The organism is Halochromatium glycolicum (assembly GCF_016584085.1).
In the GTDB taxonomy this organism is placed as follows: domain Bacteria; phylum Pseudomonadota; class Gammaproteobacteria; order Chromatiales; family Chromatiaceae; genus Lamprobacter; species Lamprobacter glycolicus.
On sequence record NZ_NRSJ01000022.1, the window covers coordinates 38600 to 61613 of the forward strand.

Here is a 23014-nt window from a genome sequence, read left to right on the forward strand (position 1 = left end):
CGCTCGGGCTAGGTCGGCCACCACTGATCGTCAAGTGTCTGTTCCGGCGTAAAGGGGCAGCCCTCCGGGAAGCTATGCTCGGCGAGGCCGGTTTCACTGGCGGCCTCCAGGATGGCGTCGCCATAGGCCTCTTCTCGAGCTTGCGCGAGATGCTGTTGGAGGCTCGGGTTGCGGGCAAGATGCCGCCGCAGCCGCCGGCGTTCCTCCTTGATGGTCAGCTCCCAGTGGCGGCTGCGTTGGCCGGGCTGGAAGCGCCATTTGAGCAGGTGTGAGAACAGGACGGCGAGACGGTCTTCGAGCTCGCGCAGCTCGTTATTGCCCATGCTTTCGATCTCCTCGGCGATGAGCTCGATATCGGCTTGATCGAGCCGACCGGAGCGCAGGAGCTGCGCTTGCCGGTTGGCCCACTCATGAAGGTCGGTGTGATAGAGGTTTGTCATGGCCCTCGAGACGCGCAATGGACGGAGGCGGGGTGAGTCGGTCTTGGCGTTGGCCTGAGTATAGCTGGCACCGTCTCGCGTGCGAGCGAAGCGGCTTGGTGCTAACGCGCATGGCAGGGTGCCACCCCGAACGATGAATCCCGGGTGATTCACGGTAAACGCCTGGCTCCGCCCGTGAGTGGCCTTGGCATCGTCGGCGACGGTCTGGGGCTTGCCGTCAACATAGGCGATCTCTGTCCCCACCGTACCAGCGTTGCTGGGCCGTTTGCTCGCCTTCCTCGTCGCGCCGTCGGGCAGCTGTCGGGCAGCCGTCGGCTGCAGGGCCTGCCTATGGTCCCGCCGGCGCCCCTCGAAAGCAAACGGCGATCCGACGCACTGATTCGCAAGCGCTCTTGCGGTGATCGCCTTAGGCGATTTCTGTCAAAGCTCATACCGCCTTGCTGGTCTTTTTGCTCGCCTTCTTCGTCGCGCCGCCGGTCACATAGCCCGGCTATGCTCCCGGCGACGCTCCTCGAAGGCAAACGAAAATCCTGCGCAATTCGGTACGAGCTTTTCCGGCAATCGCCTTAACGCTCGGTAATGCGCGGTTACAGTCCCGGTAACGAACGAGCCGTTATCCTGTGTGCTGAAAGCTGTTCCAGTCGGGTTGACGCGATGTTGGGGGATGAGGTCATGGCGATGAGCGATGAGGCGGCCGCCTCGGGCAGTGGGGCGCAGCAGGCGTTCGGGCGCCTGCGTGCCGATCTCCTTGGACGCATCGTCGGTCAGGATGCGCTCGTGGAGCGTTTGCTGATCGCACTCTTGGCCGATGGGCATCTGTTGGTCGAGGGCGCCCCGGGCCTGGCCAAGACCACGGCGATCAAGGAACTGGCGCTGCGGATCGAAGGGGATTTCCAACGTGTGCAGTTCACCCCCGATCTCTTACCAGGCGACCTGACCGGGACCGATGTCTATCGGCCCGAGACCGGCGATTTCCATTTCCAGCCCGGGCCGCTGTTCCACAATCTGGTCTTGGCCGATGAGGTCAACCGCGCGCCAGCGAAGGTGCAATCGGCCCTGCTCGAGGCAATGGGGGAGCGTCAGATCACCGTCGGCACGCGGACCTACCCGCTGCCGGAGCCGTTTCTGGTGATGGCGACCCAGAACCCGATCGAGCAGGAGGGGACCTATCCGCTGCCGGAGGCGCAGTTGGACCGCTTTCTGATGCATGTGCGGGTGGCCTATCCAGACCCGGCCACCGAGCGCAGTATCCTCGATATCGCACGGGCGGAGGCACGCGGACAACTGCGAACGCGCGCGAGTGCGACGCCGCTGCTAAGCCGGGATCAGGTCCTCGCCGCGCGCGAGGAGGTCATGGCGCTGCATATGGCCGATAACCTTGAGGAGTATCTGATCCAGCTGGTGCTGGCGACCCGTGATCCGGCCCCGTACGACGCCCAGTTGGCGCGCATGATCGATTACGGAGCCAGCCCGCGCGCGACCATTGCCTTGGACCGCTGCGCACGCGCCCGCGCCTGGCTGCGCGGCGGCGAGTACGTCACCCCGGATGATTGCCAGGCCGTGGCTTACGATGTGCTGCGTCATCGGGTACTGCTGAGCTATGCGGCCGAAGCCGAGGGGCTGACGCCGGATGCGTTCGTCGCGGCGCTGATTCGTCAGGTGCCGATGGTCTGAGCCGGCGCGATGCCGATCCAGGAGCAGCGATACCGATGACTGACGACGCCCGAGTCTATCGAGTGCTGACCGATGACCTGCTGGCCCTGCGTGCCGCCGGGCAGCGGCTGCAGGCACCGCGCGCACGGTCGGCGCGCTCGGCGCTGGCCGGCGCGCATCGCTCAGGCTTGCACGGGCGCGGCATGGATTATCGCGAGTCTCGGCATTACCAGGCCGGTGATGACATCCGCAACATGGATTGGCGCATCACCGCTCGCAGCGGCCACCCGCATGTGAAGGTCTTCGACGAGGAGCGTGAGCGGCCGATCGTTGTGCTGGTCGATCTGGGCGCGACCATGTTCTTTGCCTCTCAAGGGGTGTTCAAGTCGGTCCAGGCGGCGCGGCTGGCGGCGTTGATCGGCTGGTCGGCGATCGCTCGCGGCGACCGCATCGGTGGTCTGCTCTTCACCGGTGCGGCACAGGGCGGCGAGACCGCCGGGCGGCATCAGGAGCTCCCGCCGGCAGGAGGGCGCCGCGGACAGATGCGTTTGATCCGGGCGTTGGTTGCGGGCGGTGATCCGGAGGCGGGTTTTGCCAGCACTGCAGCGAGTGCGGCCGCAGCGGCGAGCAGCGATGAAAACGGGCTCAATGCGGCGCTGATGCGATTAGGCCGCGTCGCTCGGCCCGGCAGCCTGGTGTTTCTGCTATCCGATTTCTACGGCCTGGACGCCGAGAGCGTGCGGCATCTCAGTCAGCTCGTGCGCCACTGCGATCTGCATGCGGTGCAGCTGGTCGATCCGCTCGAGCTGGCGCCGCCGCCGCCCGGGCGCTACGGCGTCAGCGATGGCCGTCGCCGCTGGGTGATCGATACCCGTGTTCGGGCGGAGCGCGAACGCTACGCGGAACGACTCTCGCAACACCATGAACGGGTCCGGCAGCGAATCACGGCCAATGGGATCGGGCTGACGCGATGCTCGACGACCGATGATCCGAGCGCTTGTCTGAGCGGCTTGTTCGCGGCACGTGCTGCAGGCCGCCGCGCCGGAACGGACGGAATTGCCAGCGCGGGCGCGGGACAGCGCACTGCAGCAAATGGTGCAGCAGGAACCGGTGCTGCAAGAACGGGTGCCGCAGCAAGAGTTGCTGCAGCAGGCGATGCTGCCGTCAACGGCTTGGCAGCGGGTCAGGGTGTCGCGAAGGCGCCTGCTGCGAGTGATCGCATCCCGAACGGCGGAATGGGGGAAGGCCCGCCTGCTGGGCGCTCATCTCGGATGGGTCTCCTACCATTCCGGAGGTGGCGGCGGTGACGGCGCAGACCAACCGCTCGGGCATCGGCGAGGTGCCGGCGGAGTGCGCCGCAACCGACGCGGCTGGGCCATTCTCACCTGTCGGTGAGCAGCTCGACCTGCGCGATATCCATCTGCCGGAGCAGCCCGGGTTCTGGCCGCCGGCACCGGGCTGGTGGCTACTGGCGGCGGTGCTGCTCGCGGTGCTGATCAGCGGCGGGCGCTTGGGCTGGCGTGCATGGCGCCGATGGCGGCGCCGGCGTGTACTGCTCGCCGAGCTCGAGCGTCTGCGCGCGGACTTAGACGCTGGTCCAGCGCTCGCCGCCGCGGTCTCGGCCTTGCTCAAACGGGTGGCGCTAAGCCGCTATCCGCGTGCCGAGGTCGCACCGCTGACCGGCGACGCCTGGCTCGCCTTCCTCGAGCGGACCGGCGGTGAAGGGCGCTTCGCTGAGGGGCCTGGACGGGCGCTGGCGGATGCGCCCTACGCACCAGATGCCGCGGCCGTCGATGGTCCGGGCTTACTGGCGGCGGCTCGCAGTTGGCTGCTGAGAAACAGCTGATCCAACGCGTTGTATTGCCATGCGCGTTGATTGCTGGACAGGATGAGCCCGTTGTCATCGAAACGGGTCGGGCGCGTCTTGTCCGGCGATCCGACGAAATGGCTATAACGCGGTGGGGCGCCGCGCGGGGCCTGCCCTGGGGGTCGTGGCGCCCTGCAGGAGCAGGGTCGTTTGGGGTTCGTTCAGAAATCGCGAATGCAAGCAAACGGTTATGCACACGGGGAAGCGGTCAACGGCCGTTTCTAGGGTCACGAGAATGAGGGAGCCTGCTGAATGAACGGCCTGCTTGCCGGACTTGGGCTGGCCGATGTGCGGCTCGAGCTCGCTTGGCCTTGGCTGCTGCTGGCGTTGCCGTTGCCGCTGCTGGTCCGGCGGCTGCTGCCGCGCGCCGAGACGGCGGACTCGGGCGCGCTGCGCGTGCCCTTCTACCGGATGTTGGGTCAGCCGGCGGAAAGCCCTGGGGCCGGCGGTTTGCGCTGGCCGTTGGTGCTGGGCGCGCTGGCCTGGCTGTTGCTGGTGCTTGCAGCGGCGCGCCCGCAATGGCTGGGTGATCCGGTGCCGCTGCCGTTGGCTGGTCGTGATCTGATGCTCGCGGTCGATATCTCGGGCTCGATGACTGAGGACGACATGATGATCGGCGGTCGGGTGGTCGATCGGTTGACCGCGGTGAAGGCTGTTGCCGGCGACTTCATCGAGCGCCGCGAGGGCGACCGGATTGGGCTGATCCTGTTTGGCCAGCAGGCCTATCTGCAGACGCCGCTGACCTTCGACCGGGCGACCGCGCGCACCCTGCTGTTCGAGTCTGCGGTCGGGCTGGCCGGGCGGGAGACCGCGATCGGGGACGCGATCGGGCTGGCGGTGAAACGGCTGCGCGATCAGCCCGCCGCGGAGCGGGTGCTGATCCTGCTCACCGATGGGACCAATACCGCCGGCAGCATCGCCCCGCTCAAGGCTGCCGAGCTGGCCGCCGAAGAGGGGATACGCATCTATACGATCGGGGTTGGCTCCGATCCGCGAACCGGGCTCGGGGCGTTCTCGCTGAGCTTGGGACGCAATCCGCTCGACGAGGAGACGCTGTCGACCATCGCCGATGTCACCGGCGGTCGCTACTTCCGCGCGCGTGATGTGCGCGAGCTGCAAGAGATCTATTCGATGCTGGACGAGCTCGAGCCAGTCGAGTCGGATGAACGGACCTTCCGCCCGGTCGGTGAGCTGTTTGCCTGGCCACTCGCGGCATCACTGTTGCTGAGCGCGCTGATCCTGCTCGGGCGTCTTGGTTGGCAAGACGGGTTGATCGCCAGGTGAGGGCGCGTGATGAATGAGTCGATGAGCCAGTTTCATTTCATCGAGCCGCTGTGGTTTCTGGCGCTAGCCCCGCTGGGCCTATTGCTCTGGGTGGCCTGGCGTACCGACACCGCAGGCTCGGCTTGGCGTCGAGTGGTCGACCCGCGCCTGCTTGCGGTGCTGCGCGGGGGCGGCAACGGGCAAGGGCGGTGGCGGCCGTTGGCTCTGCTCGCGGTCGGCTGGTCGCTCGCGGTGCTGGCGCTCGCCAACCCGACCTTCGAGCGTAAGCCGGTGCCGGCCTTCCGACCGGATGCTGCGCGTGTCGTCGTGCTCGATCTGTCGCGGTCGATGCTGGCTGCGGATCTGACCCCATCGCGACTCGAGCGCGCGCGCTACAAGGTGGCCGATATCCTGACCCGCAGCGCCGACGGGCAAGTCGGGCTGGTCGCCTTCGCCGGCGATGCCTTCGCGGTCTCGCCGCTGACCGACGATGCCGAGACCATCCGAAGCATGCTGGACGCGCTCTCGCCACAGGTGATGCCGGTTCAAGGCAGCCGCCCCGACCGCGGCATCGCGCTCGGCCAGGCGTTATTGACGCAGGCCGGCGCGCGCGACGGTGAGGTCATCTTGTTGACCGATGATGCCGGCGGCGCATCCGCGCGGGCCGCGGCGCAGTCCTTGCGCGAGGCCGGGCATCGGCTCGGCGTCATCGGTGTTGGCACCCCGCAAGGTGCGCCCGTCCCCGGTGTGACCCGGTCGAACGGCCCAGTGATCTCGCGGCTTGAGCCGGACGCACTCGCGCGGCTCGCGCGCACTGGGGCGGGTCTCTACGCGACGCTCACCACCAGTGATGAGGACCTCGAGCTCGTGCTCAGCGAACCGGGTCGGCGGTCTCACGCTGGTGCCGAGCGAGACCCACAGCTGGCAGAGCGTTGGCACGAGCTCGGGCCTTGGATTCTGCTGCCCTTGGTGCCGCTGGCGGCGCTCGCGTTTCGGCGTGGCTGGCTGATGGTGCTGACCGTGTTGGTCGCCCAAGGCGCGTTTCTGGCGCCGATGCCGGTCCGCGCGTTCGGTTGGGCTGACCTCTGGCAGCGCCCGGATCAGCAGGCGGCCGAGGCCCTGTCCGCTGGCGATGCCCAGCGCGCGCGCGAGCTCGCACGAGCCCCTGCGCGTGCCGGCAGCGCTGCCTATCGGCTCGGCGACTTCCAGGATGCGGCAGAGCAGTTTGCCGCGGGTGAGCGTGCGGTCGATCACTACAACCGCGGTAATGCGCTGGCTCGCAGCGGCCGACTGGAGGAGGCGATGGCGGCCTATGATGCGGCGCTCGCGCGTGATCCGTCGTTGGCCGATGCCGAATTCAATCGCGCGCAGGTTGCGCAGGCGCTGGAACGACAGCAGCGCGCGCAGTCTGGCCAGTCCGGAGCGGACTCAGACGCCGCCCCCGGACAGCCAGGTTCTGCCGAGGCTGGCCGGCAGCAAGCCCAATCGGGCGGCGAGCCGGGCGCCGAGTCAGGCGAAGGGGCAGGTGGTCAGACGGGCGGCGAGCCCAAGGACCCAGCGGACAGTTCAGTTTCGAACGCGCGGGCATCCGATCAGCCGGCGGGCCGGGAGCAGGCGGCTGGCGAACAGGATGCCGCTGGGAACTCTGCATCCGATGTGCCGGAGCGGCGAGGCTCGCTTTCTGCGCAAGGTCAGGCAGGTAGACAAGGCGATCCAGACGCATCGCTTTCGCGCTCGAACGAGGAACGCGCGGCGGACACCGAGGCCGGGTCCGGTGCACTGTCGGATCAGCCGAATGCGGCTGCTGCTTCACAGGATGGAGGTGCCAGGGCGCGCTCTGAGGTTCAGGATGTCGTTGATGCGGCAGAGACTGAGCGTGCGGCAGCGGATTACCGCGAGGAGGCCGCGAAGGCGGGTTCCGGCACCGCTCAGGGTGCTGAGGATGCGCCATCGGATGCCAGCCCGGATGGCGGCCCGGATGCCAGCCCGGATGCGGTCGGGGCATCGGCAGAGCGCACAGCCCAGGCGCGCGAGGCGCGGCAGGCGGCCGAGCAGTGGTTGCGCCGCATCCCCGATGATCCGGCCGAGCTGCTGCGGCGCAAGTTTCAATATCAGTATCGGGAACGCCCTGATCAACCGGATGCGCTGGCCAGCGGCGAGCCTTGGTGAGTTTGGCGAATGGGTGGCCTGACGATGAGGGGACCGAAGCCGATGAGCATGCATTGCGGAATCACCGGTGAAGCGGTGAGCTTGCGTTGCGCGATCCCTGAGGACCCTGCTTCCAGCGGGAGGCTGGGCGGGACGACAGCCGTGGGGGCCGCGGGGAGGCTAGGCGAGAGGCCGGGCGAGAGGCCGGGCGAGAGGCCGGGCGAGAGGCCGGGCGAGAGGCTGGTCGGGACGCCAGCCGTGCAGCCAATCGGCAAGCCAACCTGGGACCCAACCGGAGACCCAACCGGAGACCCAACTGGGGAGCGAGGCGGGCAGGCCCTGGGGAAGCGGCGCGGGAAGCGCGCCCTGCTGCGGCCTTGGCTCTTGATCACGACCCTGGTGCTGCTCTGCAGCCTGGCCTCGACCGCACTGGGTGCGGTTCGGGCTTATCTGGACCGGGAGCAGGTCTACGAGGGCGACCAGGTGCGTCTCACGATCGAGGCACAAGGACGCACCCCGGACAGTCAGCCGGACCTGGCGCCGCTGCGGAAGGACTTCAGGGTCGGTGGTACCGGGACCTCGCGTCAGACGCAGATCATCAACGGCCGGCGCTCGGATCGAACGAGTTGGCAGATCGCCTTGGAACCGAAGCGGCTCGGCACGCTGACGATCCCGGCGATCGCTGTCGGCAGCGAGCGCACGGAGCCACTGACCCTGAAGGTCGAACCCGTCCCGGCCGGCGGGCTTGGCGCGCCGGGCGACAAGGTATGGCTTGAGGTCGAACTGGGGGCCGATGCCGACGAACTGGTCGTGCAGCAGCAGGTGCCGCTAACCGTTCGGGCTTACAGCGCGCAGCCGCTGATCGATTACGCGATCGAGATGCCCGCGGTGGACGGGGCGGTGCTGACCCGCATCGGCCGTGACAGCGGCCATCTCAGGACCCGTGCGGGCCGGCAGTACCGGGTGATCGAGCGTCGATTCACCCTCAACCCGGAGCGCAGCGGCCCACTTCGGGTCCCGCCGATCACCTTTCGCGCGGAGCTGAAGGCTGTGTCGAACGGTCGCGGGGCCAGGGCGCCAGGTCTCTCCGGGCTGTTCGATGATCCGATGTTCGACCGCATGCTGGGTGGGATCGGACCCGCGCCAGGCCTGGGGATGTTCGAGCGCGGCGAGCCTGTGCGCGCGCAGAGCGAGGCTTTGGAGCTCGAGGTTGCACCGGCGCCGGCGAGCTTCGGTGGGCCGCATTGGCTGCCCGCGGCTGAGCTCGAGGTTCAGGACTCCTGGAATCCGACCGACGGCGGCGAGGTGCCGCGGCTGGTGGTCGGCGAGCCGGTGACCCGCACCTTGACGTTGGTCGCGACAGGGTTGGCTGGCAGCCAGATCCCCGAGATCGAGGTCCCGGTGCCGGATGGGTTTCGGGTCTATCGGGAGCAGCCCGAGGCCGAGACACGCAGTGATGGAGAGACCTTGATCGGCGTTAGCCGACAGCAGGTCACCTTGATTCCGACCCGCGGGGGCGACCGGGTTCTGCCGCGAATCGCCGTGCCCTGGTGGGATACGGAGCGTGCCGAGGAACGGACCGCTGTGGTTCCACCGGTTGCCGTGACAGTGGCTGATGCCATCGCCGAGACGCCTGCTGGGGCGGCCGAAGATCGTACTGGAGCGGAGACGGATCGACAGCCGAAGCCGCCCGATGCGCCCGATGCGCCCGATGCGCCCGATGCGCCCGATGCGCCGGGGCCGGGCGCGAGCGGCGGTTGGCTGCGGCCTGCGCTGGCGGTTGGGCTCGGCGGCGCCTTGTTCGCGGCCTTAGCGCTCTGGCTTTGGCGGCCTGTGCGGTTTGGTCGTTTGTCGTCGGTGGAGCGCAGCGGCGGCGCCGAGTCCGTCCGCAGCGATGCGGTGGCCAGTGCGGCGCGTCCCGCTGCGACCCGCCCTGCGATCAGTCGTGGCCTGCGCCGGGACGGCGGCGCTGTGCCTGCACATGGCAATGGAGGTCCCGAAGCGGAGCATCGGGCGAAGGCGGCACTGCAGCGCGCCTGCGAGCACAACGATGCCCGGGCTGCGGCGAGTGCGTTGCTTCAGTGGGGCAGGGCACGCTGGCCGGACGCGCCGCCGATGAGTCTGAGGGCATTGGCGGAGCGCGCTGCGGTCGCGCAGCGCCCGGCACTCGAGGCGCTTGAGCAGGCGTTGTATGGAGCGGGCAGTGACGAGTCTGCTTGGCGCGGCGATGTCCTGTGGCAGGCGGTTGAGCATGGGCTCGGTCCCGACCCGGGTCGGGACCGCGCGGATCGTGCTCGCGCCGACGATCTCGCGCCGCTCTACCCCCATCGGACCTGAACCGTGCTGTGCTCATCGGATCGCTGCTCGTGCGGCACAGGGCAAAGAGGCCGACCCAGCCGGCTGTGCCCGTCGGGTCGCGCGGTCAGCTGGGTCAGTCAGGTTGGGCGCGTTGCGACGCGCAACAGGTCGTCAGCAGCCGCGGCTGCTGTGCTGACAGCCAGGCCGTGCGGAGGGCGTCGCTGCGCGTTCCCAGTCGGTCACCGCCTGGCCGACCTGGGCTTGTCGCTGGCGGTGGGCGGCGGTTGGGTCTCGTTGCGCCGGCCCCGACCCATCGATATGCAGCTGCATCTGGATACGCTCACTGCCGCGTGACACGGTCAGCTCGATCGCGCTGCCCGGCCGGGTCTCCGAGATCAACGCCTGCAGCTGCAAGGCATCGTCGATCTCGACGCCGTTGAAGCCGGTGATGACATCGCCGGCCCGCAAGCCCGCTGCGGCGGCTGGTCCCTGCTCGTCGAGGGTCGAGACCAGAACGCCCCGGGATGTGCGCAAGCCGAAGCGTTGCTCGAGCTCGCTGGTGACGCTGCGGCCGCCAAGCCCAATCCAGCCGGGCGCAGGGTGATCGTGCGCGGAGAGTGCCTCGACCACCTGCATCACGAGTGAGGCCGGGATGGCTAGGCCGACCCCCTCCGAGTGTCCGCTTTCACTGATGCCGGCGGTTGCGATACCGACGAGGCGGCCCTCGATGTCGATCAGTGCGCCACCGGAGCTCCCGGGGTTGATCGCCGCATCGGTCTGGATGAAGTCCTCGATCTCGGTCAGGCCGAGCTGAGAGCGCCCGGTGCCCGAAACGACCCCGAGGCTCGCGGTCTGGCCGATCCCGAACGGATTGCCGATGGTCAACACCAGGTCGCCGATACGCAGCTGCGTCGGATCGCCGATCTCGATACTGGGCAGATCGGTGAATGGTACCCTTAGCAGGGCAAGATCGGTGGCCTCATCGATCCCGAGCAGATCGGCGACAGCCCGGCGCCCGTCGATCAGCTCGACCTCGATCCGTGCAAGTCCTCGGACAACATGGCTGTTGGTGACGATCAGGCCGTTGCGCGCGATCACGACCCCGGAGCCCAAACGGCTCCGGGCTCTGGGCTGAGCGAGATAGCCGGCGCTGAGGGTGGACGACGGTGATGGATGCGTGTGGGGCTGGCCGCGACCATAGACCTTGACCACGGCCGGCGCCGCTGCGGCAACGGCTTCGGCGAACCCGGGCGAGGCCGCGGCGGATGCGGGAACGGGCACCCGATGACTGAGCGGGGCCTCCTTGGATGCGGGCTTGGAAGGCTCCGGTGCAGCCTTGATCGATGGCAGGCGGTCCAGGCCGAAGACGACGACGGCGCCGGCCGTGAAGCCGATCAGCGTGAGTGCGATACTGTGGGTCGTCGGGTGCATGCCGATAAGCTATCACGGGTCCGAGTCGATCGCATGACGACCGGATGTGCCGGCTGTTCGTCGCGAGACTGCTGAAGGAGGCGCTGGTTTGTCGGCGCTTCCCGCGTGGGATCAGGATGTACCGCCATTGGTAGGCGCCCAAGCGCTTGAAAATGAAGGGGTCGGGAAACTGCCCACTTGCGAACAGGTTCCGGCCCCGTGCAATGTTTGGCCTGCACGGGCAATCAATCAGCATCTCCTGAAGGGCTTCCGAAACCAACCGAATCGAGCGAGGTTCGATGATCACAGCTGCCGAGATCGCCAGCCACTGCGACGCACTGCTACGCTGCGAGCGCTTCAGCGATTATTGTCCGAACGGGCTGCAGGTCGAAGGTGACCGACCGGTTCGGCGCCTCGTCACCGGGGCCACGGCCTGTCAACGGCTGATCGAGGCGGCCGTCGCGGCCGAGGCCGATGCGCTGCTGGTTCACCATGGGTTCTTCTGGAAAGGCGAGGCCGCGGCGCTGACCGGTGTCAAAGGGCAGCGGGTTCGGGCATTGAACCGGGCCGGCATCAGTCTGCTCGCCTACCACCTGCCACTGGACGCGCATCCGCAGCTCGGTAACAACCGCCGCTTGGGGGCCATCCTGGAGCTGCAAGGCGTTCAACCCTGCGCAGGCGATGATGACCTGCTCTGGTGTGGCTCGCTCGCGAGCCCGATGCCGGCCTCGGCATTCGCCGCCCAGGTTGGGCACAGCCTGGGACGTGAGCCGCTGCATATTGCCGTGATCGATCGTCCGCTACAGCGCCTGGCTTGGTGCACCGGGGCTGCTCAGGGGGCGATCGAGCGCGCCGCTGCGCTCGGGGTAGACTGTTATCTGAGTGGGGAGGTCTCGGAACAAACGGTGCATCTGGCCCGCGAGCTCGGGCTCGACTACCTGGCGGCTGGCCATCATGCGACCGAGCGCTATGGCGTTCAGGCACTGGGCGAGCATCTGGCGGAAGCATTTGGGATCGAGCACCGCTACATCGAGATCGATAACCCGGTGTGAACTGATCCGCTCACACGCTGTCGCAGTCGCGACGCCGCCACTGCTGGGCCGTATCGGCGGTTCACCGGTGCGGGCTGACGCCCTTTGCAGGGCATCCCTGCTCGCAAGCCCGCGATTATTGAGGGCTATTTGACCTTTGTCGTCGCTTGGGAAGCGTTTGCTGGTTGTAATCGGGGCCAGATCGCGGTTGTTGTAAAACCCTGATCATTCGGGGTCTTTCTTGACCTGGGCTGGCCGCTTCATAGAGAATGCGCGGTCGGTTATGCAAAGCTTAGCGATATTCTTATCTTTATCTTTTGACTGTTCGGCCATCTCGTCGCGCGAGAGGTCGTTCATCGAGCCTAGCGAGGGGTCGACACACGCATGAACGAACAAGGCACGGATAAGGGCCGCAGGCGCGTCCTCGTTGCTGCAACGAGCGCAGTCGGTGCCGTCGGCGTCGGCTTTGCGGCCGTCCCTTTCATCGCCTCCATGAACCCGAGCGCGCGCGCGCGCGCGGCGGGTGCACCGGTCGAGGCGGATGTCAGTAAGCTGGAACCGGGCGCCCTGTTGCGCGTCAAATTCCGCGGGCAGCCGATCTGGGTGGTGCATCGCACCGACGAAATGCTTGAGGCCCTGCCAACGGTGGAGCCGAAGCTGGTCGATCCCGCCTCGCAGGTCGCCACGCAACAACCCGAGTATTGCCAGAACCCGGTTCGCGCGATCAAGCCACGCTACTTCGTCGCGATCGGGATCTGCACCCATCTTGGCTGCTCACCAACCTACCGTCCCGAGTTCGCGCCGGACGATCTCGGGCCTGAGTGGAAGGGCGGTTGGTTCTGCCCCTGCCATGGATCGAAGTTTGATCTGGCCGGGCGGGTCTACAAGGGAGTTCCGGCACCGACGAATCTCGTCATCCCGAAGCATACCTATCTAAACGATTCGACCCTCCTCATTGGTGAGGATGAAGCAGGAGCCGCCTGATGAGCGTTGAGACGGTAGAGACGGCGCCGAGAGGATTTCTCGGCTGGCTAGACAAGCGCTTTCCGGTCATGGCCGTGTGGAATGACCACATGGCCCAGTACTACGCGCCGAAGAACATGGGCCTCTGGTCGATCTTCGGATCGCTGGCCCTGGTGGTGCTGATCATCCAGATCGTGAGCGGCCTCTGGCTCGCGATGGCCTATAAGCCATCGGCAGCAGAAGCCTTCGCGTCTATTGAGTACATCATGCGTGATGTGAACTGGGGCTGGCTGCTGCGATACATCCATTCGACGGGCGCCTCCTTCTTCTTCATCCTCGTCTATCTACACATGTTCCGCGGGCTGATGTGGGGCTCCTACAAGAATCCGCGTGAGCTGCTGTGGATCATCGGTGTCGTAATCTACCTGGCGATGATGGCGACGGCCTTCTTCGGCTATCTGCTTCCCTGGGGACAGATGTCCTACTGGGGCGCGCAGGTCATCGTCAATCTGTTCGCGGCGGTGCCGGAGGTCGGCGCCGACCTCTCGACCTGGGTGCGCGGTGACTATGTGATCTCCGATGTCACGCTCAACCGCTTCTATGCCTTCCACTTCGTGATCCCGTTCCTGCTGGCGGCATTGGTGTTCGTGCACATCGTCGCGCTGCATCGGGTCGGCTCGACCAATCCGGACGGGATCGAGATCAAGAAGGGACCGAAGGGGAACAAGTGGGACCCGAACCAGCCGGCCGACGGCATCCCATTCCATCCTTACTACACCGTCAAGGACATCACCGGCTTGGTGGTTTTTCTCGCGATCTTCTCGCTCGTCGTCTTCTATGCGCCGGATCTGGGCGGGCTCTTCCTCGAGCCACCAAACTTCCAGCCGGCCGATCCGTTGAAGACCCCTGAGCATATCGCGCCGGTCTGGTACTTCACGCCCTACTACGCGATGCTGCGAGCGGTTCCGCCGATTGGCGGGTCTCAGTTCCCGGGTGTCGTGGTGATGTTCGGCGCCATCCTGATCCTGTTCCTGCTGCCGTGGCTGGACCGGAGTCCGGTTCGCTCGATGCGTTACAAAGGGCTGCTGTCGCGCTTCTTCCTCGGTGCCTTCGCGGTGTCGTTCGTGGTGCTGGCCTATCTCGGTCTGATGCCGTCGACCGATCTCTACACGCTGTTGGCGCAGATCTTCACGGTCGTGTACTTCGCATTCTTCTTACTGATGCCGATCTACACGAAGCTGGAAAAGACCAAGCCAGTCCCGGAGCGCGTGACCTCATGAGACATCTAATCCTTGCCTTTGCCCTCCTCGTGACGCCGCTGGCTGCGCTCGCCGCCGGCGGGCATGGTCCGGAGCTGGAAGATGCCAACATCGATCTGAAGGACAAGGCCTCGCTTCAGCGTGGGGCCAAGTACTTCGTCAACTACTGCATGGGTTGCCATTCGCTGCAGTACATGCGCTATCAGCGCATGGCAGATGACCTGGAGATCCCGGAAGACGAGCTGCGAGAGAACCTGTTGTTCGGCGACGCCGAGGCAACCGACATGATGACGAATGCACTCAAGCCTGCAGATGGTGAGAAGTGGTTCGGCACCGAGATCCCGGATCTCACGTTGGTCACACGCTGGCGCTCGCCAGACTGGGTCTATAGCTACCTGAAGGCCTACTATGTCGATGACTCGCGGCCCTACGGCGTCAATAATCTGGTGTTTCCGGACGTCGGCATGCCGCATCCGTTCGCTCACCTGCAAGGGATTCAAGCGCCGGTCTATGCGGGTTCCCACGGCGAAGGCCATGAAGGCGATGGGCATGTCGTGGATGTCAAGCTGGTCGAGCCCGGCCAGCTGACCCCGGGTGAGTACGATGCGATGGTCCGGGATATCACCAACTTCCTGACCTATGTCGGGGAGCCCTACAAGCTGGAGCGGCGCCAGCTCGGCCTCTACGTGCTGTTGTTCCTGGGACTACTGTTCATCCTGGCCTTCTATCTCAAGCGCGAGTTCTGGAAGGACGTGCACTAGTAGAGGGAAGATGAGAGACCTGGCACCTTCGCCCTAGCCTGGGCGCTTGCCTGATGCGGCCGGCGATCTTCGGATCGCCGGCCGTTTTTCGTTGGTCACTCGCGGCGTCTTTACAGCGGCGGCTCCAGCAACCCAATTGCCTGATTTCAGTGTATCCTTCCCGCAGGGTGTCCGACTCGGGGGAGAGCGGCGCCTGGTCATTGGGACCTGCAACCTACCTCCTACGGCACCCTGCGTTCCCCGCCACGCAGCGGCAAGCTCCTTATCAGGAAAGTGAGCCAGTGGCTGCTATCAGACGAGCGCCCTTGATGTTGTTCTCCGATCCGACCTGTCCCTACTGCCACCGCGTCCGGATGGTCATTGCGGAGAAGCGCATCAACATCGATGTCATCGATGTCGATGCGCAGGCCCTGCCGAGCGAGGTCCTTGAGGCGAACCCTTATGGAACGGTGCCGACCCTGGTCGATCGTGAGCTCTGGCTCTACGAATCCCTGATCGTGATGGAGTACCTCGATGAGCGGTTTCCGCATCCACCCCTGCTTCCAGTCGATCCGGTCGGTCGTGCGAACGCTCGACTCTTCATGTATCGCATCGATCGTGATTGGTATGCCTGGATGCGCGATATCCGAACCGGTGACGCGGCCGCGGCAGGCCGGGCGCGCAAGGCGTTGATCGAGAGTCTCACGGGCGTTGCCCCCATTTTTGGTGCCAGTCGGTTCTTCATGAGCGACGAGTTCTCGCTGGTCGATTGCTGCGTCGCCCCACTGCTATGGCGCCTACCGGTCCTCGAGCTTGAGCTGCCAGCGGCGGCGAGCCCGGTGACCGAATACGCCGCACGGATGTTCGAATGGCCGTCGTTCCGGAACAGCCTCACCGAGGCAGAGCGCGAGATGGTCACGGATCTGGCCTAGAGCGCTGCCGACGACGGTTGAAGTCTTTCCGCTAAACGCGAAGTCGGAGTGAGCGATGACCTCGAACCGCCCTTACCTGATTCGAGCCTTGTACGAATGGATCGCTGACAACCAGATGACACCGCACCTTCTGGTGGACGCGAATCATCCCGAGGCGGTCGTCCCGGGCGACTACGTCGCGGACGGGCGTATCGTGCTGAACGTCGCTGCCGTTGCGGTACACGGCCTCGTCCTCGGCAACGATGCAATCCGCTTTTCGGCGCGTTTTGGCGGCAAGCCGTTTCCAGTGGAGCTACCCGTTGCAGCGGTGCTCGGGATCTATGCGCGAGAAAACGGTCAAGGGATGCTGTTTGCTGATGAGGCTGATATAACCGGAGAGACACCTGAGCAAGAGGGCTCGGAGACAGCCGATGGCAGCGATGGATCGTCGTCGGATTCGTCGGGAGAGGCTGCGGAGAAGGGGAAGCGGCCAGCGCTGCGCGTGGTGAAGTAGCGGAGGGTGGGTCGCACCCGCTCGCGGGCGCCTTCGTCTGGATCAGCGTCCGGTCTTTGCCTATGCGTCGGTGCTGACCTGCGGCAGGCCCAGGCTCAGTTCCTCGAGTTGCAGACCAAGCAGCACCAGATAGCCAGTGCGGCGCCCGATCCCCTCCTCGCTGTACTCGAATCGATAGACACGGCGGACCCGCAGACCCCGCTGCAGCCAGCGCAGCCCGATGCGGCGCAACGCAACCGCTTGGTCGAGCATCTGCACGTCCCGCTCGCGGCATGCACGCTGGGCGAGTCCGACCGCCATCTCGCGTGCTCGTGCTGAATCGAGCCAGAACCAGCCGACGCCGAGCACGAGCAGCAGTGCGAGCAGGTGGTCGGTCATCGCGTATCACTCGCATCGGGCGCAACGAAGCGCGGGAGGCCGGATTCCAGCCACCAGGCGCCGCTCTGCTCGTCATAGCGCCAGAGCTGGCGGTCGATCAATTGCTCCAGCCGTTGACGGTCCTCGAGCACGTAGTCGATCTGGACCAGCTGGACGGCGCTGTCGTCGGGGCCGATGACGCCCTGCTGGATGACCTCATAGCCGGTGACGCGGATGTTGCTCAGGTCGATCTCAGCGCCCCCATCCGGGCCGATGAAGCCGGCTGCAGCGGGAAACTGACCCCAACGGATCGCCTGCCGGTAACTGCGTAGCGTGTTGTCGAGGGCGTTGCGCTTCGCATCATCCTTGACCGGGCCGCAGCCGGGCCCAGCGAGCACGATGAGCAACGCCAGCCAGGGCCACAGCGCGACGGCGCTGCCAGCTCCGCAGTCAGGTCTTCGGCTACAGCCGAGGGGGCGCCTTCGCTCATCCACCTCGCGATCATAGGCGACTTCAGGTCCCCGATGCCAGTCCCTGGCCGAACCCCTTCGCTGGGTTATCATGCACCTCTCCTCTGCTGATTGATCCGCAAGACCTCGTGAGTGACCAGCCGCCTGAAGAGCCCCTCATCGAAACAGCGATCGGTAGGACCCGTGTGACCCTGCTCGGCACCGCGCATGTCTCGCGTGCGAGTGCCGATAAGGTGACCGAGCTGCTCGGCGACGACGGGCTCGATGTCGACGCCATCGCCGTCGAGCTCTGTGCGAGCCGCGCCGCTTCGATGACCGATCCCGATGCGCTTGCGCGCCTCGACCTGTTCGCCGTGATCCGCGAGAAGCGGGTCTATATGGTTGCGGCCAGTCTCGCGTTGGGCGCTTATCAGCAGCGGATCGCGGATCAGTTCGGGATCGAGCCGGGCGCCGAGCAGCGGGCGGCAATCCGTTTGGCCGAGGCGACCCATCGGCCGATGCTCCTGATCGACCGCGAGATCGGGACGACGCTGCGGCGGGTGGCACACCGGCTCGGCTTCTTCAAGCGACTGAACCTGTTTAGCGGCCTGCTCGCCGGGCTGCTCACCCGTGAGCAGGTGACCGAGGAAGAGGTCGAGCAGCTGAAGCAGGGCGATATCCTCGAGACGGCCTTCGCCGAATTCGCTCAGGATCGAGCGGACCTGTTCGCGCCATTGATTGCCGAGCGCGACCGCTACATGGCCGCACGCCTGCGTCAGGAGGCCACGACGCATGGGTATAAGCATATCCTTGCCGTGATCGGGGCCGGCCACCTCAAAGGCGTCGCTCAGCACCTGGCCGATGACGAGTCCGCCGACGAGACCATCGCTACACTGGATGAGGTGCCGCCACCGTCGCGCTTCTGGCGTGCCTTCCCATGGTTAGTCGTCATCCTGATCCTGTCGGTCTTCGTCTACGGCTTCACCCGCAGCCCTGAGCTCGGCTGGAACATGGTCGGTGATTGGGTTCTGATCAACGGCGGCCTCTCCGCGTTGGGTACACTGCTGGCCGCGGCGCATCCCTTGACCGTGCTCGGCGCGTTCTGCGCGGCGCCGCTGACCTCGCTGAATCCGACCATCGGCGCTGGCATGGTCGCCGGCGGCCTGGAGCTCTTGCTGCGGCGCCCGAGCGTCGGCGATTTCAGCAGCCTGCGCGACGACGTCACCCGGCTCCGCGGCTGGTGGCACAATCGCGTCTCCCGCGTGCTGCTGGTGTTCATCTTCAGCACGCTCGGCTCCGCGCTCGGCACCTATCTCGCCGGTTTTCGGTTGATCGATCGACTGGTTGGCTGAGCCGCAAACGCTTGGAGCGCTCAGAATTCGAGTGCACTTGGCCTCAGTGACGTGGCGTGTCGTCGCTAGCGTCGGCGCTCGGCCAAGGAGCCCCGTCAGAGGGCCCGTCTGTTTCGATACCGCTGTCGCTGATGCGGTGCGACTCGTCCAGCCAATCGCCGAGGTCGATCAGGCGACAGCGCTCGCTGCAAAAAGGACGCCAGCGCGATTTGCTGTTCCAGATGACCTGCTTACCGCAGGTGGGGCAAGATACGGTGGTCGGCATGAGGGTCGGAGGCGGCTACCGTGGGGGATGCGGGATGCATCGTCCGGATGGCAAAGTGCGATGAGCGTTACCGTGCAAAAACCTGTGTGATCGTCTCATTCTCCGGGATGGCTGGCCGCCATGATCGTTCGGGGGCCTCAGAAGACGCAGCAGGTGAGCCGGAATGGGATATCGTCTTGGGATGGGACCGGGCGACTGCCCGGTTCCGCCCGCATGAAGCGGATGCTGAAGCGGTTCTTGTGTCCGCTGATCTCGGGATAGACCGGCCACTCTTCCGGCACGCCGACGCGCAACAGTTGCGCCGGGGCCTGGTTGTCGAGTGCTTCCTGGAAGAAGCCGCCCTCGGCGGTCAGCGAGCGCGGGGTCGCACTGGTGCGGGCAAGCGAGAGCACCAGCCGAATCGCATCATGAACCGGATTCATATCGGCGAACCATTGGTCAATCCTTGCGCGCCGTTGCGCGATGGGCTGGGTCAGGAAATGATGATAGAGAGGCACATCGAAGCTGCAGGCACCACCGGGGATGCTGCTGCGCTGCGCGACCGCCTTCAGGAATTCGTCGTCGCGGGCGTTCGAGCCGATCTGCCCGGCGATGTCGTGGATACCGGCGGCGGCCTTGTCCAGACCGCCGACCACTTCCTCGAGCGCCGCTGGATCGACACCCGGTTGATGGCGCACCCGCGCCAGCGTCGAGAGGTTGCGGTCGATCTCTTTGAGCAACTCGGTCTTGATGTCGGCGCGGGCGGTGATCGCGACGACGTCCAGCAACGCCTCGATAGCCGCTCGCGTACTCCACTGCTCGGACTGCGCGACGAAGTACTCCACCTTCTCGAGCAAATGCTCGAGTCTGAGAAAGGTGCGGATGCGCTCGTTCAGCGGATGCTCGAAGATCATCTCTTGGGTCACGATACGTCTTCCTCGCGTACGTCAGGTCGCGTGGCAGCCTTGACGGTCGGTCCAAACACCGTCGAGCTCTGTGCCTCTGAGGCGTCGATTCTGCGGCATCGCTGATGCTTGGTAAAGGAACTGCTCAGCCCTCGCTGCTGCTTGGATGCAGGCGGCGATGGTAGACTGAGCGATTTGGGCGGATCAGCGCCGCAATGCATTCTGCCCGTTCGCTGCTTCTCTTCCCGCCGCCTGTTGGCGCTTCAGCCAAGGGCCGGTGCGTTCGAGCTAATACCGAGGGAGTCACATGGCCGGTCACAGCAAATGGGCCAATATCAAGCATCGAAAGGCCGCGCAGGATAAGAAGCGCGGCAAGGTCTGGACCAAGCTGATCCGCGAGGTGACGGTCGCGTCCCGCGAGGGCGGGCCCGATCCGACGGCGAATCCGCGCCTGCGGCTGGCAATGGACAAGGCGCTCGCCGCCAATATGCCGAAGGACACCGTCGATCGCGCCGTCAAGCGCGGAGCGGGGGCCGACGACGGCGATCACTACGAAGAGATCCGGTACGAAGGCTATGCGCCCGGCGGTGTGGCGGTGATGGTCGACTGCATGACGGACAATCGCAACCGCACCGCGTCCGAGGTCCGCCACGCCTTCACCAAGCACGGTGGCAATCTCGGCACCGATGGCTCGGTGGCCTACCTGTTCACGAAGCAAGGGGTGATCAGCTTTCAGCCTGGAACGGACGAGGATGCCGTGATGGAGGCAGCGCTCGAGGCCGGTGCCGAGGATGTCGTCGTCAATGACGATGGCTCGCTCGATGTGATCACCACTCCGGAGGAATTCGGCGCTGTCTGTGAGGGGCTCGCCGCGGCTGGATTCGACACCAGCGTCTCGGAGGTCTCCTTCAACGCGGCGACCCAGATCGAGCTTGACGCTGAGGGAGCAGCCAAGCTGATGAAGATGGTCGATGCGCTCGAAGACCTCGACGATGTCCAAGAGGTCTACAACAACGCCGACATCTCGGACGAGATCATGGCGAGCCTCGAGAGTTGAGCCTCGGTTCGATGGCCGCCGGGGCGTCGCTCCGTCATCGGGTGCTCGGGATCGATCCGGGCTCGCGCAACACCGGTTACGGCGTTATCGACACCGATGGTCAGCGCAGCGTCTGCGTTGCACGCGGCTGTGTGCGCGTCGGACAGCATGCTTGGCCGGAGCGGTTGGGCCTGATCTTCGATCGGGTTTCGGCGCTAGTGAGCGAGCATCGCCCGCACGAGATGGCGGTCGAGCAGCTGATCTTCGCCCGCGATGCGACCGCTGCGCTCAAGATCGGCCAGGCGCGCGGGGCGGTGCTCTGTGCGGGACTGAAGGGCGGGGTGATCGTGCATGAGTACAGCCCGAAGTCGGTGAAACTGGCCGTGGTCGGCTCGGGCAATGCCGATAAAGCGCAGGTGCAGCATATGGTGCGGGTGCTGCTCGCGTTGGATGATGCGCCCGGCGAGGACGAGGCCGATGCGTTGGCGATCGCGCTCTGCCATGCCCATTCGATGGGCATCCCGCAGCGCAAGCGCGCGGCGGCGAGCTGGCGGGATTTTCGCCCATGATCGGCCGGCTGCGCGGTGAGGTCGCCGCCAAGCATCCACCGCAGGTGTTGATCGATGTCGGCGGTGTCGGCTATGAGGTCGAGGCGCCGATGTCGACCTTCTATGATCTGCCAGCAGTCGGTGAGTCGGTGACGCTGCTCACGCATCTGGTGATCCGCGAGGATGCGCATGTGCTCTACGGCTTCCGCAGCGCGCATGATCGGGCGCTGTTTCGGGCCCTGCTGCGGGTGACCGGCGTTGGGGCGAAGATGGCGCTGGCGATCCTGTCGGGGATGGATGCGCAGCGCTTCGCGCAGTGCGTCGAGCAGGAGGACATCGCGATGCTGAGCCGGCTGCCGGGCATCGGCAAGAAGACGGCGCAGCGGTTGGTGATGGAGATGAAGGATCGCATCGCCGAGCTCGGTTCTGGGGTTGGGGATATCGGGGCGTCTGGGGTCGGTGCCGGAGGGGCGACGGTGACTGCTGCGCCGGCGGATGATCCGCTGACCGATGCGATTGGGGCGCTGGTCGCGCTGGGCTACAAGCCGGCCGAGGCGAATCGGATGGCGCGGGCGGTCGATGATGGGGCCAAGACCTCAGAGGAGCTCATTCGGGCGGCGTTGCGGGCGGTGACGCCTGGGTGAGTCTGGGGGCGCTTCGGTTGTGCGTTGGCGGGGGAGGCAAGGTCTTAGGCGATTGCCGGAAAAGCTCGTACCGAATTGCGCAGGATTGTCGTTTGCCTTCGAGGAGCGTCGCCGGGAGCATAGCCGGGCTATGTGACCGGCGGCGCGACGAAGAAGGCGAGCGAAAAGACCAGCAAGGCGGTATGAGCTTTGACAGAAATCGCCTTAGTTCCGGTGAGGGCAGATCGATGCAGCTTGAAGAACTCATTGTGAAGGTCAGCCGTCTGCCGGCTTCACGTCAGCAGGAGGTCATGGACTTCGTGATGTTCCTGGAGCAACGCTATGGCAAGCATGAGCAGGCTGACTGGTCAGAGCAGCACTTCCGTGCCATGAGCCTCGAGCAAGCGATGCGTGGGCTGGAAGACGAGCCCGACGTCTACTGCGAGGATGATCTCAAGGAACGCTGGCAGTGAAGCGCGCCGGTCAGATTGCGCTGATGCCATTCCCCTTTACCGATCTGACGCATAGCAAGAAGCGGCCGGTGCTCCTATTACGCCGACTTGATCATACCCATGATGACTGGCTTGTGTGCATGGTGTCCTCACGGCTGAATCATGCTCAGCCGGGCCTGGATTGGGTGCTAACCCCCGACGATGACGGGTTCGCCGCGACTGGGCTTAAGGTAGCGAGTGTATTCCGGCTCTCTCGATTGGCAGTGCTGGACGGGTCGTTGCTGTTAGGTCAGCTCGGTTGTGTGTCCGAGACCAGGCTTTGCGAGCCAAGACATGGGCTCAGCCACTGGATCGAGTGCCGGGACGAATAACGGGAGCGTTATCGACGCACGAACAGCGCCGAGCTGACCGGCCGGGCCGCAACCCCCGCCCGAGCGCAACGGCCGGTCCTGGCGCGGGCGGCTGAGCGTCAACGAGTCGAGCGCGATGCTGTGCACCTCCGCCGCTGGCGAAGCCGCAGAGGCTGCAGCCGCTCAAGCGGCTGTTTTAGC

The 23014-nt window shown here is 65.8% G+C and carries 25 protein-coding genes; 18 read left to right on the top strand and 7 right to left on the bottom strand.

Annotated elements, in window-relative coordinates; all coding sequences use genetic code 11:
• Positions 1–8 precede the first annotated feature (8 nt).
• On the bottom strand, positions 9–440 hold the full coding sequence (locus CKO40_RS13050; RefSeq protein ID WP_200346661.1) for a DUF29 domain-containing protein: 432 nt from the start codon (positions 438–440) through the stop codon (positions 9–11).
• A gap of 678 nt (positions 441–1118) precedes the next feature.
• Between CKO40_RS13050 and CKO40_RS13055 the strand changes: the two genes are divergently transcribed.
• The 6 genes from CKO40_RS13055 to CKO40_RS13080 all read left to right on the top strand — a co-directional run bounded on the left by CKO40_RS13055 (position 1119) and on the right by CKO40_RS13080 (position 9708).
• A complete protein-coding gene (locus CKO40_RS13055; protein ID WP_242477018.1) occupies positions 1119–2114 on the top strand; it encodes an AAA family ATPase in 996 nt (331 codons plus the stop codon).
• A gap of 35 nt (positions 2115–2149) precedes the next feature.
• The gene (locus CKO40_RS13060; protein ID WP_200346663.1) at positions 2150–3400 is read left to right on the top strand and encodes a DUF58 domain-containing protein; all 1251 of its coding nucleotides are present in this window, start codon (positions 2150–2152) and stop codon (positions 3398–3400) included.
• Positions 3397–3939, top strand: coding sequence for a DUF4381 domain-containing protein (locus tag CKO40_RS13065; protein WP_338074172.1), 543 nt, complete (start codon positions 3397–3399; stop codon positions 3937–3939). Before CKO40_RS13060 ends, CKO40_RS13065 begins: the two co-directional genes overlap by 4 nt.
• Positions 3940–4212: 273 nt before the next feature.
• Positions 4213–5244 (top strand): vWA domain-containing protein, encoded by a 1032-nt coding sequence (locus CKO40_RS13070; RefSeq protein WP_200346664.1) that lies wholly within the window; start codon positions 4213–4215, stop codon positions 5242–5244.
• 9 nt (positions 5245–5253) lie between these two features.
• Positions 5254–7392, top strand: coding sequence for a VWA domain-containing protein (locus CKO40_RS13075; protein WP_207173616.1), 2139 nt, complete (start codon positions 5254–5256; stop codon positions 7390–7392).
• Between the two features lie 237 nt (positions 7393–7629).
• A complete protein-coding gene (locus tag CKO40_RS13080) occupies positions 7630–9708 on the top strand; it encodes a BatD family protein (RefSeq protein ID WP_200346666.1) in 2079 nt (692 codons plus the stop codon).
• Positions 9709–9840: 132 nt separating this feature from the next.
• Here CKO40_RS13080 and CKO40_RS13085 read toward each other — a convergent pair whose 3' ends face one another.
• A complete protein-coding gene (locus CKO40_RS13085; protein ID WP_200346667.1) occupies positions 9841–11100 on the bottom strand; it encodes a S1C family serine protease in 1260 nt (419 codons plus the stop codon).
• Between the two features lie 278 nt (positions 11101–11378).
• On the opposite strand from CKO40_RS13085, the gene CKO40_RS13090 reads away from it, so the two are divergent.
• Complete coding sequence (locus CKO40_RS13090) at positions 11379–12131, top strand: Nif3-like dinuclear metal center hexameric protein (RefSeq protein ID WP_200346668.1); 753 nt, start codon at positions 11379–11381, stop codon at positions 12129–12131.
• Positions 12132–12335: 204 nt separating this feature from the next.
• Here the strand turns inward: CKO40_RS13090 and CKO40_RS24950 are convergent, their stop codons facing one another.
• Entirely contained in the window at positions 12336–12467 is a 132-nt protein-coding gene (locus tag CKO40_RS24950) for a hypothetical protein (RefSeq protein ID WP_276570815.1), read from the bottom strand.
• Positions 12468–12494: 27 nt separating this feature from the next.
• Between CKO40_RS24950 and petA the strand changes: the two genes are divergently transcribed.
• The 5 genes from petA (at position 12495) to CKO40_RS13115 (ending at position 16497) form a co-directional block, all read left to right on the top strand.
• Entirely contained in the window at positions 12495–13094 is a 600-nt protein-coding gene (petA, locus tag CKO40_RS13095; RefSeq protein WP_200346669.1) for a ubiquinol-cytochrome c reductase iron-sulfur subunit, read from the top strand.
• Entirely contained in the window at positions 13094–14353 is a 1260-nt protein-coding gene (locus tag CKO40_RS13100; protein WP_200346670.1) for a cytochrome b, read from the top strand. The genes petA and CKO40_RS13100 overlap by 1 nt, the downstream gene beginning before the upstream one ends.
• Positions 14350–15093, top strand: a complete 744-nt coding sequence (locus CKO40_RS13105; protein WP_200346671.1) for a cytochrome c1 — start codon at positions 14350–14352, stop codon at positions 15091–15093. Before CKO40_RS13100 ends, CKO40_RS13105 begins: the two co-directional genes overlap by 4 nt.
• Positions 15094–15401: 308 nt before the next feature.
• Complete coding sequence (locus CKO40_RS13110; protein ID WP_200346672.1) at positions 15402–16004, top strand: glutathione S-transferase N-terminal domain-containing protein; 603 nt, start codon at positions 15402–15404, stop codon at positions 16002–16004.
• 55 nt (positions 16005–16059) lie between these two features.
• Positions 16060–16497: a ClpXP protease specificity-enhancing factor gene (locus tag CKO40_RS13115; protein ID WP_200346673.1), complete on the top strand. Its 438-nt coding sequence runs from the start codon at positions 16060–16062 to the stop codon at positions 16495–16497.
• A gap of 60 nt (positions 16498–16557) precedes the next feature.
• On the opposite strand, the gene CKO40_RS13120 is transcribed toward CKO40_RS13115, so the two are convergent.
• Positions 16558–16875, bottom strand: a complete 318-nt coding sequence (locus tag CKO40_RS13120; protein WP_200346674.1) for a DUF3301 domain-containing protein — start codon at positions 16873–16875, stop codon at positions 16558–16560.
• Positions 16872–17261, bottom strand: coding sequence for a hypothetical protein (locus CKO40_RS13125; protein ID WP_200346675.1), 390 nt, complete (start codon positions 17259–17261; stop codon positions 16872–16874). Before CKO40_RS13125 ends, CKO40_RS13120 begins: the two co-directional genes overlap by 4 nt.
• 191 nt (positions 17262–17452) lie before the next feature.
• Between CKO40_RS13125 and CKO40_RS13130 the strand changes: the two genes are divergently transcribed.
• Complete coding sequence (locus tag CKO40_RS13130; protein WP_200346676.1) at positions 17453–18655, top strand: TraB family protein; 1203 nt, start codon at positions 17453–17455, stop codon at positions 18653–18655.
• 43 nt (positions 18656–18698) lie between these two features.
• On the opposite strand, the gene yacG is transcribed toward CKO40_RS13130, so the two are convergent.
• Both yacG and zapD read right to left on the bottom strand, forming a co-directional pair.
• Positions 18699–18920, bottom strand: coding sequence for a DNA gyrase inhibitor YacG (gene yacG, locus CKO40_RS13135; RefSeq protein WP_200346677.1), 222 nt, complete (start codon positions 18918–18920; stop codon positions 18699–18701).
• A 137-nt stretch (positions 18921–19057) separates the two neighbouring features.
• On the bottom strand, positions 19058–19825 hold the full coding sequence (gene zapD / locus CKO40_RS13140) for a cell division protein ZapD (RefSeq protein WP_200346678.1): 768 nt from the start codon (positions 19823–19825) through the stop codon (positions 19058–19060).
• A gap of 286 nt (positions 19826–20111) precedes the next feature.
• On the opposite strand from zapD, the gene CKO40_RS13145 reads away from it, so the two are divergent.
• The 5 genes from CKO40_RS13145 (at position 20112) to CKO40_RS25360 (ending at position 22834) form a co-directional block, all read left to right on the top strand.
• Positions 20112–20861, top strand: a complete 750-nt coding sequence (locus tag CKO40_RS13145) for a YebC/PmpR family DNA-binding transcriptional regulator (protein WP_200346679.1) — start codon at positions 20112–20114, stop codon at positions 20859–20861.
• Positions 20862–20872: 11 nt separating this feature from the next.
• Positions 20873–21409, top strand: coding sequence for a crossover junction endodeoxyribonuclease RuvC (gene ruvC, locus CKO40_RS13150; RefSeq protein ID WP_200346695.1), 537 nt, complete (start codon positions 20873–20875; stop codon positions 21407–21409).
• Entirely contained in the window at positions 21406–22032 is a 627-nt protein-coding gene (ruvA, locus tag CKO40_RS13155) for a Holliday junction branch migration protein RuvA (protein ID WP_200346680.1), read from the top strand. The genes ruvC and ruvA overlap by 4 nt, the downstream gene beginning before the upstream one ends.
• 227 nt (positions 22033–22259) lie before the next feature.
• Positions 22260–22484, top strand: coding sequence for a DUF2281 domain-containing protein (locus tag CKO40_RS13160; RefSeq protein WP_200346681.1), 225 nt, complete (start codon positions 22260–22262; stop codon positions 22482–22484).
• A complete protein-coding gene (locus CKO40_RS25360) occupies positions 22481–22834 on the top strand; it encodes a type II toxin-antitoxin system PemK/MazF family toxin (protein ID WP_420827380.1) in 354 nt (117 codons plus the stop codon). The genes CKO40_RS13160 and CKO40_RS25360 overlap by 4 nt, the downstream gene beginning before the upstream one ends.
• The last annotated feature ends 180 nt before the right edge of the window (positions 22835–23014 follow it).